The sequence below is a fragment of the Pseudomonas sp. lyk4-TYG-107 genome (genome assembly GCF_030209055.1).
GTDB lineage: Bacteria > Pseudomonadota > Gammaproteobacteria > Pseudomonadales > Pseudomonadaceae > Aquipseudomonas > Aquipseudomonas putida_A.
The window spans coordinates 29,085-44,312 of the sequence record NZ_JARVST010000013.1 but is presented as its reverse complement, the minus strand read 5'-3'; the positions used below and the strand labels follow the sequence as shown (position 1 = coordinate 44,312).

General features: G+C 59.5%; 11 protein-coding genes, 1 tRNA gene and 1 pseudogene. 12 read left to right on the top strand and 1 reads right to left on the bottom strand.

Annotated elements, in window-relative coordinates:
* Nucleotides 1-17 precede the first annotated feature (17 nt).
* From nusA to QRN61_RS12665, 8 genes are all read left to right on the top strand, one after another.
* Nucleotides 18-1,499 (top strand): transcription termination factor NusA, encoded by a 1,482-nt coding sequence (nusA, locus tag QRN61_RS12700; protein WP_285373933.1) that lies wholly within the window; start codon nt 18-20, stop codon nt 1,497-1,499.
* Nucleotides 1,500-1,526: 27 nt separating this feature from the next.
* Nucleotides 1,527-4,046: a translation initiation factor IF-2 gene (gene infB, locus QRN61_RS12695; RefSeq protein ID WP_027610783.1), complete on the top strand. Its 2,520-nt coding sequence runs from the start codon at nt 1,527-1,529 to the stop codon at nt 4,044-4,046.
* A 160-nt stretch (nt 4,047-4,206) separates the two neighbouring features.
* The gene (gene rbfA, locus QRN61_RS12690; RefSeq protein WP_003221549.1) at nt 4,207-4,605 is read left to right on the top strand and encodes a 30S ribosome-binding factor RbfA; all 399 of its coding nucleotides are present in this window, start codon (nt 4,207-4,209) and stop codon (nt 4,603-4,605) included.
* Between the two features lie 4 nt (nt 4,606-4,609).
* Nucleotides 4,610-5,527: a tRNA pseudouridine(55) synthase TruB gene (gene truB, locus QRN61_RS12685; RefSeq protein ID WP_285373931.1), complete on the top strand. Its 918-nt coding sequence runs from the start codon at nt 4,610-4,612 to the stop codon at nt 5,525-5,527.
* Between the two features lie 115 nt (nt 5,528-5,642).
* Nucleotides 5,643-5,912, top strand: a complete 270-nt coding sequence (gene rpsO, locus QRN61_RS12680) for a 30S ribosomal protein S15 (protein ID WP_003221553.1) — start codon at nt 5,643-5,645, stop codon at nt 5,910-5,912.
* Nucleotides 5,913-6,105: 193 nt separating this feature from the next.
* Complete coding sequence (pnp, locus tag QRN61_RS12675; protein WP_007961443.1) at nt 6,106-8,211, top strand: polyribonucleotide nucleotidyltransferase; 2,106 nt, start codon at nt 6,106-6,108, stop codon at nt 8,209-8,211.
* A gap of 129 nt (nt 8,212-8,340) precedes the next feature.
* Nucleotides 8,341-8,416, top strand: a tRNA-Thr gene (locus QRN61_RS12670).
* A 229-nt stretch (nt 8,417-8,645) separates the two neighbouring features.
* On the top strand, nt 8,646-8,945 hold the full coding sequence (locus tag QRN61_RS12665) for a DUF6388 family protein (RefSeq protein ID WP_027610784.1): 300 nt from the start codon (nt 8,646-8,648) through the stop codon (nt 8,943-8,945).
* 51 nt (nt 8,946-8,996) lie between these two features.
* On the opposite strand, the gene nadC is transcribed toward QRN61_RS12665, so the two are convergent.
* Nucleotides 8,997-9,845, bottom strand: coding sequence for a carboxylating nicotinate-nucleotide diphosphorylase (nadC, locus tag QRN61_RS12660; protein WP_027610785.1), 849 nt, complete (start codon nt 9,843-9,845; stop codon nt 8,997-8,999).
* A gap of 291 nt (nt 9,846-10,136) precedes the next feature.
* Between nadC and QRN61_RS12655 the strand changes: the two genes are divergently transcribed.
* The 4 genes and pseudogenes from QRN61_RS12655 to QRN61_RS27760 form a co-directional block, all read left to right on the top strand.
* Nucleotides 10,137-12,323, top strand: coding sequence for a DUF1631 domain-containing protein (locus tag QRN61_RS12655; RefSeq protein ID WP_247842597.1), 2,187 nt, complete (start codon nt 10,137-10,139; stop codon nt 12,321-12,323).
* 64 nt (nt 12,324-12,387) lie between these two features.
* Nucleotides 12,388-12,948 (top strand): 1,6-anhydro-N-acetylmuramyl-L-alanine amidase AmpD, encoded by a 561-nt coding sequence (gene ampD / locus QRN61_RS12650; protein ID WP_003221563.1) that lies wholly within the window; start codon nt 12,388-12,390, stop codon nt 12,946-12,948.
* The gene (ampE, locus tag QRN61_RS12645; protein ID WP_183784699.1) at nt 12,945-13,784 is read left to right on the top strand and encodes a regulatory signaling modulator protein AmpE; all 840 of its coding nucleotides are present in this window, start codon (nt 12,945-12,947) and stop codon (nt 13,782-13,784) included. The genes ampD and ampE overlap by 4 nt, the downstream gene beginning before the upstream one ends.
* A gap of 294 nt (nt 13,785-14,078) precedes the next feature.
* A pseudogene (locus QRN61_RS27760) lies at nt 14,079-15,218 on the top strand (HAMP domain-containing protein); the annotation flags it as partial.
* Between the last annotated feature and the right edge of the window lie 10 nt (nt 15,219-15,228).

The following is a 15,228-nucleotide window of genomic DNA, read 5'->3' as shown; positions in this document are numbered from 1 at the left end:
GAAAGGCGAGGCGTACGATGAGCAAAGAAGTACTGCTGGTTGTTGAGTCGGTATCCAATGAAAAGGGCGTACCGGCAAGCGTGATTTTTGAAGCGCTGGAGCTGGCTCTGGCCACTGCTACCAAAAAGCGTTTTGAAGACGAAGTTGACCTGCGTGTGGAAATTAACCGCCACACCGGTTCCTATGAGACTTTCCGTCGCTGGACAGTCGTCGAAGAGAATGATCTCGACGATCCTGCGATCGAAACCTGGCCAAGCAAGGTTGCCGAAACGCATCCGGGCGCCAAGGTCGGCGACGTCGTCGAAGAAAAGATCGAATCCATCGAGTTCGGCCGCATTGCAGCACAGACCGCCAAACAGGTCATCGTGCAGAAAGTGCGTGAAGCCGAGCGCGCTCAAGTGGTCGACGCCTATCGCGAGCGCCTGGGAGAAATCATCTCCGGCACCGTGAAGAAAGTCACCCGCGACAACGTGATCGTCGATCTGGGCAACAACGCCGAAGCGTTGCTGGCCCGTGAAGACATCATTTCTCGCGAAACCTTCCGTGTCGGTGTGCGTCTGCGTGCACTGCTTAAGGAAATCCGCACCGAGAATCGCGGCCCGCAGCTGATCCTGTCGCGTACCGCGCCGGAAATGCTGATCGAGCTGTTCCGTATCGAAGTGCCGGAAATCGCTGAAGGCCTGATCGAAGTCATGGCGGCGTCCCGTGATCCGGGTTCGCGTGCCAAGATCGCTGTCCGTTCCAAGGACAAACGCATCGACCCGCAGGGCGCGTGCATCGGTATGCGCGGTTCGCGCGTCCAGGCCGTGTCGGGCGAGTTGGGTGGCGAGCGTGTCGATATCGTCCTGTGGGACGATAACCCGGCGCAGTTCGTGATCAATGCCATGTCGCCGGCAGAAGTGGCGGCCATTATCGTTGACGAGGATGCCCATGCAATGGACATCGCCGTTGGCGCAGACAATCTGGCTCAGGCCATCGGTCGAGGTGGTCAGAACGTGCGTCTGGCGAGCCAGTTGACTGGCTGGACCCTGAACGTGATGACCGAATCGGACATCCAGGCTAAGCAGCAAGCAGAAACCGGCGACATCCTGCGCAACTTCATCGACGAGCTGGAAGTCGACGAAGAACTGGCTCAGGTGCTGGTAGATGAAGGCTTCACCAGCCTGGAAGAGATTGCCTACGTACCGTTGGAAGAAATGCTCAACATCGACGGCTTTGACGAAGGTATCGTCAACGAGCTTCGCGCTCGTGCCAAGGATCGTTTGTTGACCAAAGCCATCGCTACTGAGGAAAAGCTGGCAGACGCCCATCCGGCCGAAGACCTGCTCTCGCTTGAGGGTATGGACAAGGATTTGGCGATGGAACTGGCGGTGCGCGGCGTAATTACCCGCGAAGACCTGGCCGAGCAGTCTATTGACGACCTGCTCGACATCGACGGCATTGACGATGATCGTGCCGGCAAGTTGATCATGGCCGCCCGAGCCCACTGGTTCGAGTAATTAGGCGCGGCCTGAGGAGAGAAGTGCATGACGCAAGTCACGGTGAAACAACTGGCCGATGAGGTCAAAACACCGGTAGAGCGCCTGTTGCAGCAGATGCGTGAGGCAGGTCTGCCGCACACCGCCGCCGAAGAAAATGTGACTGACAGTGAGAAGCAATCCCTGCTGACTCACTTGAAGAGCAGCCACAAGGCGAAAGTGGAAGAACCACGCAAGATCACGCTGCAGCGTAAAACCACCAGCACCCTGCGTGTGGCTGGTAGCAAGAGCATCAGCGTTGAAGTTCGCAAGAAGAAAGTTTTCGTACAGCGTAGCCCGGAAGAAATCGAAGCCGAGCGCAAGCGTGAACTGGAAGAGCGTCGCGCAGTAGAAAATGCTGCTCGTCAGAAGGCTGAAGAAGAAGCCAAGCAGCGCGCTGAAGAAGAAGCGCGTCGCCAGCCTGCTGCTGCGCCGTCCGCTCCTGCCGAAGCTGTTGCAGCACCTGCGCCAGTCGCTGAACCAGTGCGCGACGCCGCGCCGGTTGCTGCTGCGCCGGCTGCCGACACTCGCAAGCGTGACGAACAGCGCCGTCCGGACAAGCCACGTGCCGACGATAACAATCGTCGCGGCGGTGGTGGCGATGGCGAGCGCAAAAACGCTCCGCATCGCGCATCGGTCAAAGAAAAAGCGCCGGCTCCACGTGTGGCGCCACGCACTACCGACGAAGAAAGCGATGGCTTCCGTCGTGGTGGTCGCGGCAAGGCCAAGCTGAAAAAACGCAACGCTCACGGTTTCCAGAACCCTACCGGTCCTGTCGTGCGTGAAGTGAAGATCGGCGAGACCATCACTGTTGGCGATCTCGCTCAGCAGATGTCGGTCAAGGCTGCTGAAATCATCAAGTTCATGTTCAAACTGGGCACTCCAGCGACCATCAACCAGGTACTCGATCAGGAAACTGCTCAACTGGTAGCTGAAGAGCTGGGCCACAAAGTGACCCTGGTCAGCGACACCGCCCTGGAAGATTCCCTGGCCGAGTCCCTGAAGTTTGAAGGTGAGGCAGTTTCCCGTGCGCCAGTCGTGACCGTAATGGGCCACGTTGACCACGGTAAGACTTCCCTGCTCGACTACATCCGTCGTGCCAAGGTAGCAGCGGGCGAAGCCGGCGGCATTACCCAGCACATCGGTGCGTACCACGTTGAAACCGACCGCGGCATGGTGACGTTCCTCGACACCCCTGGTCACGCTGCGTTTACCGCAATGCGTGCCCGTGGTGCCAAGGCGACCGACATCGTGATCCTGGTGGTTGCGGCGGACGACGGCGTGATGCCGCAAACCATCGAGGCTGTTCAGCACGCTCAGGCGGCTGGCGTTCCTCTGGTGGTTGCGGTGAACAAGATCGACAAGCCGGGTGCCGACCTCGATCGCATCCGCAGCGAACTGTCGGTTCACGGCGTGACCTCCGAAGACTGGGGTGGCGACACTCCATTCGTACCGGTCTCGGCGAAAATGGGTACCGGCGTTGACGAGCTGCTCGAAGCGGTTCTGCTGCAGGCCGAAGTACTCGAACTGACCGCCACTCCATCGGCTCCTGGCCGTGGTGTAGTCGTTGAATCGCGTCTGGACAAGGGCCGTGGCCCGGTAGCCACTGTTCTGGTTCAGGACGGTACGCTGCGTCAAGGCGACATGGTGCTGGTCGGCTCGAACTATGGCCGCGTGCGCGCCATGCTCGACGAGAACGGCAAGCCGATCAAGGAAGCAGGTCCGGCCATTCCGGTCGAGATCCTGGGTCTTGACGGTACGCCGGACGCTGGCGACGAGATGAGCGTGGTTGCCGACGAGAAGAAAGCCCGTGAAGTGGCTCTGTTCCGTCAAGGCAAGTTCCGCGAAGTCAAACTGGCTCGCGCTCACGCCGGCAAGCTGGAAAACATCTTCGAAAACATGGGCCAGGAAGAGAAGAAGACGCTCAACATCGTCCTCAAATCCGACGTCCGTGGTTCGCTGGAAGCTTTGCAGGGCGCTCTGAACGGCCTGGGCAACGACGAAGTGCAAGTGCGCGTAGTCGGTGGTGGTGTCGGTGGTATCACCGAATCCGACGCCAACCTGGCACTGGCTTCCAACGCTGTACTGTTCGGCTTCAACGTGCGTGCCGATGCTGGCGCACGGAAGATCGTCGAACAGGAAGGTCTGGACATGCGTTACTACAACGTGATCTACGACATCATCGAAGACGTCAAGAAAGCCCTGACCGGCATGCTCGGCAGCGATGTTCGCGAGAACATCCTGGGTGTGGCCGAAGTGCGCGACGTGTTCCGTTCGCCGAAGTTTGGCGCGATCGCCGGTTGCATGGTGATCGAGGGTGTTGTGCACCGTAACCGTCCGATCCGTGTACTGCGTGAAGACATCGTTATCTTCGAAGGCGAGCTGGAATCCCTGCGCCGCTTCAAGGATGACGCTTCCGAAGTACGTGCCGGCATGGAATGCGGTATCGGCGTGAAGAGCTACAACGACGTCAAAGTCGGTGACAAGATCGAAGTCTTCGAGAAGGTTCAGGTTGCTCGCAGCCTCTGACTCGCGCACTTCAAGGGCCACGCCGAGCCGCCGCATGCAGATGCGCGCCAAGGCGTCAGGACTCTAAACGCAACGCCCGGTCTGGCTTTTGTCAGGCCGGGCGTTTGCCGCTTTCAGACCTTGCGGGTTTCACCGTGGGGCAGTAACAGGTAACAAAATCATGGCAAAAGAATACAGCCGTACCCAACGTATCGGCGATCAGATGCAGCGTGAGCTGGCCCAGCTGATCCGTCGTGAAGTCAAAGACCCGCGCGTCGGCCTGGTCACCATTACCGCTGTGGAAGTCAGCCGTGACGTCGGTCACGCGAAGATCTTCATCACCGTGATGGGGCAGGACAACGCTGAAGACATCGCGCAAAGCATCAAGGTGCTCAACGCTGCCGCAGGTTTCCTGCGCATGCAGCTGGCCCGTGAAATGAAGCTGCGCAGCGTGCCGCAATTGCACTTCCACTACGACGAAAGCGTCGTGCGTGGCGCGCATCTGTCGGCCCTGATCGAGCGCGCCGTGGCTGAGGACAATCAGCACCTGGCCGCTGCACCTGAAGACACCAAGGAGTAATTCGGTGGCTCAGGTCAAACGTATCCGTCGTAACGTCAGCGGTATCATCCTGCTCGACAAGCCGCTAGGGTTCACCTCCAACGCCGCGTTGCAGAAGGTTCGCTGGTTGCTCAACGCCGAGAAGGCCGGTCACACCGGCAGTCTCGACCCGCTGGCCACCGGTGTATTGCCGCTGTGCTTTGGCGAGGCAACGAAGTTCTCGCAGTACCTGCTCGATTCCGACAAGGGTTACGAAACCCTGGCGCAACTGGGCAAGACCACTACCACGGCGGACGCCGAGGGTGAGGTTTTGCAGGAGCGCCCGGTGACCGTTGGTCGCGCCGATGTCGAAGCGGTTCTGCCGAAATTTCGTGGGCAAATCAGTCAGATACCGCCGATGTACTCGGCACTCAAGCGTGACGGTCAGCCGCTGTACAAGCTGGCCCGTGCAGGCGAAGTAGTGGAGCGCGAACCGCGTTCTGTTACTATTGCGCGCTTGGAATTGCTGGCCTTCGAAGGCGATACTGCGCGTCTTGCGGTGGATTGCAGCAAGGGCACCTATATCCGCACCCTGGTGGAGGATATCGGTGAGCAACTCGGTTGTGGTGCGTACGTCGCAGAACTGCGTCGTACCCAGGCCGGGCCTTTCACCCTGGCGCAGACCGTGACCCTCGAAGAGCTGGAAGCGGTACATGCCGCAGGCGGCAACGAAGCGGTCGACCGCTTCCTGATGCCATCGGACAGCGGCCTGCAGGATTGGCCGCTGCTGCACTTCTCCGAAGCGAGTGCGTTCTACTGGCTCAACGGCCAGCCGGTACGTGCCCCGGATGCTCCGAAGTTCGGCATGGTACGGGTACAGGATCACAATGGTCGCTTCATCGGTATCGGTGAAGTGAGCGAAGACGGGCGCATCGCGCCGCGTCGACTGATTCGGTCAGAATGACCGAACGAGTGTGGCTGTTAACAGGCACGGTCACTACTCATTTATAGATACAGGGATTTGTCCCTGGCCTGTTGAAACTGTTTTTGAAACAGTTTCCTGATAAAAGGATTGCCTCATGGCTCTCGACGTTCAAGAAAAAGCTCAAATCGTTGCCGACTACCAGCAAGCTGTTGGTGATACTGGTTCGCCAGAAGTGCAAGTTGCACTGCTGACCGCCAACATCAACAAACTGCAAGGTCACTTCAAGGCCAACGGTAAAGACCACCACTCCCGTCGTGGTCTGATCCGCATGGTAAACCAGCGTCGCAAGCTGCTGGATTACCTGAAAGGCAAAGATCTGAGCCGTTACAGCGCTCTGATCGGCCGCCTGGGTCTGCGTCGCTAATCAGCGATTGCGCTATGAGGTTGGTTGTCTGTCAGGCATCAGCGGTTTTCCGTTGGTGGCTGGCAGGCTCCCAGCCTCAAGTTTTATCTGCACTACCGTTTTACCCGGACAGTCAGCGGGCCGATTCCCGACATTGCCCAAGAATTTCGCAAGAAACCAGTTCCCCCAAGAGCCACAAAGAAGGTAGGACACCGTGAACCCGGTAATCAAAAAATTCCAGTTCGGTCAGTCGACCGTTACCCTCGAGACTGGCCGTATCGCCCGTCAGGCCTCCGGCGCAGTATTGGTCACCGTTGACGACGACGTCAGCGTATTGGTGACCGTAGTCGGTGCCAAGCAAGCCGACCCAGGCAAGGGCTTCTTCCCTCTGTCCGTTCACTACCAGGAAAAGACTTACGCTGCCGGTAAGATCCCTGGCGGTTTCTTCAAGCGTGAAGGCCGTCCTTCCGAGAAAGAAACCCTGACTTCCCGACTGATCGACCGTCCGATCCGTCCGCTGTTCCCGGAAGGCTTCATGAACGAAGTGCAGGTTGTCTGCACCGTCGTTTCCACCAGCAAGAAGACCGATCCGGACATCGCTGCGATGATCGGTACCTCGGCTGCCCTGGCCATCTCGGGCATTCCGTTCGACGGCCCGATCGGCGCCGCTCGCGTCGCTTTCCACGAAAGCACCGGCTACCTGCTGAACCCGACCTACGAGCAGCAAGCTGCTTCGAGCCTGGACATGGTCGTTGCCGGCACCTCCGACGCCGTACTGATGGTTGAATCGGAAGCCAAAGAGCTGACCGAAGACCAGATGCTGGGCGCGGTACTGTTTGCTCACGACGAGTTCCAGGTGGTGATCAACGCCGTCAAAGAACTGGCCGCTGAAGCTGCCAAGCCAACCTGGACCTGGGCTCCTGCTCCAGAAGCCACCGAACTGCTGGGCGCGATCCGTGCCGAGTTCGGCGAAGCGATCTCCCAGGCTTACACCATCACCGTCAAGGCTGACCGCTACGCACGTCTGGGCGAGCTGAAAGACCAGGTCGTTGCCAAGCTGTCCGGCGAAGAAGGCCAGCCTTCTGCTGCTGACGTCAAAGCCGCTTTCGGCGAAATCGAATACCGCACCGTTCGCGAAAACATCGTTAACGGCAAGCCACGTATCGACGGCCGCGACACCCGCACCGTACGTCCGCTGAACATCGAAGTCGGCGTTCTGCCTAAGACTCACGGTTCGGCGCTGTTCACCCGTGGCGAAACCCAGGCTCTGGTAGTCGCGACGCTGGGTACTGCCCGCGACGCACAGCTGCTGGACACCCTGGAAGGCGAGAAAAAAGACCCGTTCATGCTGCACTACAACTTCCCTCCGTTCTCGGTGGGCGAGTGCGGTCGCATGGGTGGCGCTGGTCGTCGTGAAATCGGTCACGGCCGTCTGGCCCGTCGTTCGGTTTCGGCCATGCTGCCAGCCGCTGACGTGTTCCCGTACACCATCCGTGTGGTTTCGGAAATCACCGAATCCAACGGTTCGAGCTCGATGGCTTCCGTTTGCGGCGCTTCCCTGGCCCTGATGGACGCTGGTGTGCCAATGAAGGCTCCGGTTGCCGGTATCGCCATGGGTCTGGTTAAAGAAGGCGAGAAGTTCGCCGTCCTGACCGACATCCTCGGTGACGAAGACCACCTGGGCGACATGGACTTCAAAGTAGCCGGTACCGCCAAAGGCGTTACTGCGCTGCAGATGGACATCAAGATCAAGGGCATCACCGAAGAGATCATGGAAATCGCTCTGGGCCAAGCCCTGGAAGCGCGCCTGAACATCCTCGGCCAGATGAACCAGATCATCGGCCAGTCGCGTACCGAACTGTCGGCCAATGCTCCGACCATGATCGCGATGAAGATCGACACCGACAAGATCCGTGACGTTATCGGTAAAGGTGGCGCGACCATCCGTGCGATCTGCGAAGAAACCAAGGCTTCGATCGACATCGAAGACGACGGCTCGATCAAGATCTTCGGCGAAACCAAGGATGCCGCAGAGGCTGCTCGTCAGCGCGTTCTGAGCATCACTGCAGAAGCCGAGATCGGCAAGATCTACGTCGGCAAGGTTGAACGCATCGTCGACTTCGGCGCATTCGTCAACATCCTGCCGGGCAAGGACGGTCTGGTGCACATCTCGATGCTGAGCGACGCTCGCGTAGAGAAAGTCACCGACATCCTGAAAGAAGGCCAGGAAGTGGAAGTGCTGGTACTGGACGTGGACAACCGCGGCCGTATCAAGCTGTCCATCAAAGACGTGGCAGCGGCCAAGGCTTCGGGCGTTTAATCAACCCACAGCTTTAGCGCAATGAAAATGCCCCGCCGTGAAAACGGCGGGGCATTTTTTTGTCTGCGAAATACCGGGACAGGCTTTGAAGTTGCCGGACTTCAAGACCGGTGCTAGGTTTAGCCCACCGCCCGTGTAGCTCAGCCGGTAGAGCAGCGCACTCGTAACGCGAAGGTCGCAGGTTCGATTCCTGTCTCGGGCACCATCCCCTCGCGCAATCCCGCGATTTATGTCTCCCAGGTCAAAGTTTTTGTGCGAGAGATGTAAAGAGCCGTGTAATTCGTCATGCAAACGTCCTATATTCGGTGCCTGCATGAGCATCGCTTAGCAGTTTTCAGATGATCCCGAATGGTTCCGAAGGCCGGACAATCCGCGTCAGAGAGATCCTTGATGATCCAGATCCATCCTCCATTCTTACGATCAGCGAGAACGCCATGACCGAATTAACTCAAGAGCAACGTCACGCACTAGCGCTGGAAAAATACATTCAGGACGTCCCGGACCTGAAAGAAGAGATCAAGGACCTGAGTCCTGATGATCAGAAAGACCAGATCCAGTGGGCATTCGAGGACGAAGCCGAAGCCCAGGGCTTGCAGCCGTGGGAGCTGACGCTCAAGTACACCAGCACCCCTGAAGAGTTTGAGGCCAAGCGCCTGGAGCTGCACAAGGAGGCGGCCGAGGTGTTGGGCGTCGAGTGGGATGAATACTGCGAGATGAACAATCTGGTGGTCTGAAACAAAAACGCCAGCCTCAACCGGGCTGGCGTTTTTTATTGCGTGACAGGCTCAGAGGCTCAGACGCATCGACAGGTCCACCGCCTTCACATCCTTGGTCATCGCACCGATCGAGATGTAGTCCACCCCGGTTTCGGCGATCGGCAGCAGCGTGCTTTCGTTGATGCCGCCGCTGGCTTCCAGTTTGGCCTTGCCGCCATTCAGGCGCACGGCTTCGCGCATGTCATCCAGGCTCAGTTCGTCGAGCATGATGATGTCGGCGCCGGCAGTCAGCGCCTCCTTCAGTTCTTCCAGGCTCTCCACTTCGACTTCCACCGGTTTGCCCGGCGCGATCTTGTGCGCGGCGGCGATGGCCTGCGCGATGCCACCGCTGGCGGCGATGTGGTTTTCCTTGATCAGGAACGCGTCGTAAAGGCCGATGCGGTGGTTGTGGCAACCACCGCAGGTCACCGCGTATTTCTGCGCCAGACGCAGGCCCGGCAGGGTCTTGCGGGTATCCAGCAGCTTGACCTGGGTTTGCGCCACGAAGTCCGCCAGATATTGCGCACGCGTGGCCACGCCGGACAGCAGTTGCAGGAAGTTCAGCGCGCTGCGTTCGCCAGTCAGCAACGAACGGGCCGGGCCCTCCAGATGAAACAACGGCTGGTTGGGTTTGACCCGTTCACCGTCCCGTACCTGCCAGTGCACTGCGACGCGCGGATCGAGCTGGCGAAACACCGTGTCGACCCACGCCGTGCCGCAGATAACCGCCTCGTCGCGAGTGATGATGGTGGCTTTGGCCAGACGTTCGGCCGGGATCAGTTGTGCGGTGATGTCGCCGCTGCCGACATCTTCGAGCAACGCACGGCGCACGTTGGCTTCGATTTCGGCGGTCAGATCGGCGAGACGTAGATTCGGCATAACGGGCTCCACAAACTAAGTGCGCCGATTATAGGGGCATGGCGAGAGCCAACCCAAGGCGAGAACGCGCGTGCCTGACTGCAACTGGTCGATTTCCTGTGAGCAAAGCGCGGTTTTTCGTGGTCACTGCAAGGTGCGACGGCATAGGGGAAACCCTGACGGCTATAGCGCCGGGGACAAGTTTTGCAAGATAATCCGCCTTGCATTTGACGTCATAGCTTTGACGTCTCCCGCTCCCACAGGGACCTGTGTTGTAACTGACCAGTGAAATCACCGTTTCAGGAGGCTTGGATGCACAACGACGGGAATGTAGTGCCTTTGCACAAGGCCGCTACCGATCAGGCGAATCATTCGCCGCTCGCCCGCCTGCCTGTGATTCTGCTTCAGGTCCGCGACAAGGCCGCCCAGCAACTGCGCCACGGTTTGCAGGAGTTGTTCGATAATGCCGACGACACCCTGTTCGAAATGGCCGACCGAGCGCGCAACGATGTCGAGCAGAACATCTTTTTCGAAGCCATGCGCGACCTGCGCCTCAAGCGCAAAAACATCGAACGGGGTTTTCTCGAGCAATTCTTCGAAGCCTTTGTCGCGCTGATTCAATACGAAGTCGTGCAACCCACATTGTCCGGCACGCTGATATTCGAGGATTCGGCACCGCGTACCGATGACATGGAGCGCAGCGTGGCGGTCGAGACCATGGTCGGGCGGGTGCTCAAGCGTGATGGTTTTGCCCTCGATCAACTGACCGCGCGGCTCAACGTGTTGCTGGGCAAGGATTTCGATAACCAACACAATCCGCTCGGCCCGGCGATGCTCTGCGAGTTCTTTCTGCAGGCCGGACGTAACCTGGGCGTGGAGATCAAGGTCAAGCTGATCCTGCTCAAACTGTTCGAACGCTACGTGCTGGCCGATACCGAGCAGTTGTATGCCGAAGCCAATCAATTGCTGGTCGCCACCGGCGTGTTGCCTGAGTTGAAACCGGCCCCCGCACGCCGCGCAATCGAGCGTGCGGCAGCAAGCATCAGCAGCGAAGAGAGTGACGAACCCGCGCCCGCCGACGAAGGCGTGCAGGAAGTCTTCGCCGCGTTGCAGGAACTGCTGCTGCACGTGCGCGGCAGTGTCGCGCCGACCCTGGAGCCGAGTGCGGCGGCGCAACCGATCAGCACCCGCGATCTACTGCGCCTGCTTTCACACTTGCAGCAATACGTCCCGGCACTGGCGGCGCAGGACGATTTCGATCTGCGCAATCAGCTTGAGCAGCTGCTGACGCGGGTCAGCGTGAGGAGCGGCAAATCACGCATTGTCGACGGCGCGGATGAAGACGTGATCAACCTGATCGCCATGGTCTTCGATTGCATCCTCGAAGACCGTAACCTGCCGGATTCGCTCAAGGCGTTGATCGCGCGTTTGCAGATTCCGATGCTCAAGGTGGCAGTACTCGACAAGAGCTTCTTCAGCCGCAGCAGCCACCCGGCGCGGCGCCTGCTCAATGAAATCGCCGATGCCGCCATGGGTTGGGGCGATTGCAATGGCGAGGCGCGTGACAGCCTGTATCTGCGCATTGAACAAGTGGTGCAGCGCCTGTTGAGTGATTTCGTCGACGACCCGGCAATTTTCTCCGAGTTGCTCGCCGATTTCCTGGCGTTCACCAGTGATGAGCGGCGGCGCAGCGAATTGCTCGAACAGCGTTTGCGCGATGCCGAGGAAGGACGGGCGAAAACCGAACTGGCTCGGCAGCGAGTCGAGCATGTGCTGAACCAGGCGTTGCTGGGTAAAGTCCTGCCGCCGTCGGTGGTGACCTTTGTGCGTGATGCGTGGAGCAAAGTGTTGCTGCTGACTTGCCTCAAACATGGCGACCACTGCGCTGAGTGGCAGGCCGATGTGCAGACCATGGAGCAATTGATCTGGAGCGTGCAGCGTCACGACGAGGCGGACGCCGGTCTGCAGTTGCTGGCGCTGGTGCCAGGGTTGCTCAAATCATTGCGTGATGGCCTGAGCAGTTCGGCGTTTGATCCGTTCGCCACCAGCGAATTTTTCAGCGAGCTGGAAGCCCTGCATGTGCGGGTGCTTGAACCGCTCACCGAGCAGCCGCCGGCCGATGCGCCGGCGTTGGTAGAGGTGTCGCAGCACATCACCCTGCGTAGCGCCGACGAGGGCGCGATCGGCGTGAATGCCAGCGGCCTGGCGCATGACGACCCGGGGCTGCGTCAGTTGGAACAACTGCGCCTGGGCAGTTGGGTGGCGTTCCAGGAAGACGATGAGCACAGCCTGCGCTGCAAGCTCGCAGCGATCATCGAAGCCACCGGCAAATACGTGTTTGTCGACCGCACCGGGATGAAGGTGCTGGAGCGCAGCCGCGTCGAGCTGGCCCTTGAGTTCCGCCGTGGCGCGGTGCGGGCGCTGGATGACACCTTGCTGTTCGATCGGGCGCTGGAATCGGTGCTCGGCAATCTGCGGCGACTCAATCGCGGCAAGTGATCGCGCGCCGGGGGCCGATCACGGCATACTGGGCGCCAACACAGTCGGCGTTGAAGGAATCGGTATGCAGTTGGATCCCGCTAGCGGGTGGTGTCACGGGGTACAGGTCTGCCCATCGCCCAACTTCAATGAACGCCCTGCGGGCGAAATCTCCTTGTTGGTGATCCACAACATCAGCCTGCCGCCGGCGCAGTTCGCCACCGGCAAGGTGCAGGAATTTTTCCAGAATCGTCTGGATGTCACTGAACATCCCTATTTTGCAGGGATTGCCGACCTGCGCGTCTCGGCGCATTTTCTGATCGAACGTGACGGCAGCGTCACCCAGTTTGTCTCCTGTCTTGAGCGGGCGTGGCATGCGGGCGTGTCGATGTTCGAAGGCCGGGAAACCTGTAACGATTTTTCCGTGGGCATCGAGCTCGAAGGCACCGATGATCTGCCCTTTACCGATGCGCAGTATCAGGCGCTGATCACGTTGACGCGTCAGCTGCAAACAGCATTTCCGGCCATCACCGGCGCCCGTATCTGCGGGCACAGCGACATCGCACCCGGGCGCAAGACCGATCCTGGCCCGGCATTTGACTGGGCGCGTTACCGCGCAGCCCTGGCACAAGAGGAAGGACAATGAGTTTTCTGGTGTTACTGCTGGCGGTCTGGATCGAGAAATTCTCGGCCCTGCGCCATCGGGTTCAACGCGATGGCGGATGGATCCGCGAACTGCACAAACTCGAAACCAGCGCGCGCCTGGCCCAGCGACCATGGCTGGTGCTGACGATTCTGGTGTTGCTGCCGGTGGCGCTGCTTGCCTTGTTGCTGGTGGTACTGGAACCCGTCGCTTACGGCTTGCTGGCGCTGCCGGTGCATTTGCTGGTGGTGATTTATGCGCTGGGGCGCGGTGATCTGCTCGGCGGTCTCGGGCCGTTTCGTGATGCATGGCGTCGCGAAGACCTCCAAGCCGCCGCGCATGTGGCCAAGCGTGATCTGGATATCTGTGCCGACAGTGGTGAGCAATTGCTGGATCGGGTCCAAGGGCACCTGTTGTGGCAGGCCTATCAAAGTTTCTTCGCGGTGATCTTCTGGTACTTCGTGCTCGGTCCGGTCGCGGCGCTGGCTTATCGCTTGCTCGCATTGGCGGAAGAACACAGCCAGAACCCGGCGCTCGCCGAACGTGCCGGACAGTTACGTCACGCCTTTGACTGGTTGCCGGTGCGCTTGCTCGCCGCCAGTCTGGCTCTGGTCGGCAATTTCGTCGCGGTCAGCCGGGTGATGTTGCATGAGCTGCTGAACTGGAACATCAGCGCCGCGCAGCTGATCAACAAGGTCGGGCTGGTAGCGGGTGAGATCCCGCCGCCGGTAGTCGGCCCTGAAGGCATCAACACCCTCGACTGCCTGTGGGAACTGCTGCTGCGTGCGGCGGTGCTGTGGTATGCCGGGTTTGCCTTGTGGACAGTTTTGATTCACTGATACTCGCCCGTGAAATTCATTGTGGTGAGGGGATTTATCCCCGATGGGGCGCGCAGCGGCCCCACTTAATGGGGCTGCTGCGCAGCCCATCGGGGATAAATCCCCTCGCCACAGGTCAGTGACCGGCGCAGCGTAGTCGTTAACCTTAAGTTACAAAACCTCTCCCCGATTTGAGCTATACAGAGACAGCGCCCGATAGTGGCTATCTGCTCTCGCCCCGCGCCTGCCAATAAAAACAAGAAAAACCAAGGGAGACTTCCAGTGAAGAGCTTGCTCTATCCCGCCGTCTCGCTGATGAACCGTCTGAGCTTCGGCATGAAGTTCAGCCTGATCAGCGTGCTGTTCCTGGTACCGATGCTGGTGACCAATTTCTATCTGGTGCGCGATTCCTATCGCGAGTTCCAGGGCACCCGGATCGAATTGCAGAGCCTCGATCTGCTGGGCAGCAGCCTGAGCCTGCGCCGGGACCTGGAGACGCTGAACAATCTGGTGCAGATCAACGTCACCCTCGGTCAGTCCGGCAAAGCCGACAACCTCGAAGCGCAGATCAGCAGCCTGGAGCAAACCGTGCTGGCGCGCCTGCAAGGTTTGCAGGCGATGACCGACGATCCCGAACAGATCAAACTGTTCGACGGCAAACGCGATGAAATGGTCAGCGCGTTCAAGGCCCAACAGGCGGAAAGCTCCCTGCAAAGCAAAAGCGCGATGATCGGCAAACTGCTCGGCAATGCGCAGATCTTCAGCCAGATCGTCACCAGTCAGGCCGGTCTGAGCCGCGACAACCAGGGTGATATCCGCCAGCTCAGCGAATTGCTCACCAGCATTACCTCGGGCGTGACCCAGACTCTCGGCGAAGGTCGGGCCATCGGTTCGTATTCGTTGGGACAGGGCTTTCTCAACAGTTCGTCGAGTAGCCGTTTCGACGAGTTGCTGGCGCAGATCGAAAAGCTCCAGGCCGAGTACGCGCTGAAACTGCAGGACGCCCTCGACTCCAGCCAGGCCGCGCGCGCCAGTCTCAGCGCGCCGGCCGACAGCAGCAAGGCTTCGCTCAAACAGGCCAGTGAACTGTTTGAGGCGAAAGTCGTGGTGGCCGAGACCCTCGATACCCCGTGGCGGGCGTTCTACGATCAGGTCACCGGGCTGATGGCGCAGACCTACCAGCTCAATGACGCGACCCTGAAATTCCTCGATACCCAACTGCAGCAGCGCCTGGCGCAAAACCGCACGCACATGGTGTTGCAGGCGGTGGCGCTGGCGGTGGTGTTCGTGCTGATTTTCTATCTCTACGGCGGGTTCTACGCCTCGACTCGCACCACGCTCAAGCGCCTGGGCGTGATGATGGACAAGGTCGCGGCCGGTGACATGACGGTCAATTTCAAGGCCAACAGTCGCGATGAACTCGGCGAGCTGGGTGAGGTGTTCAACGGCACCGTGAGGAAAATCC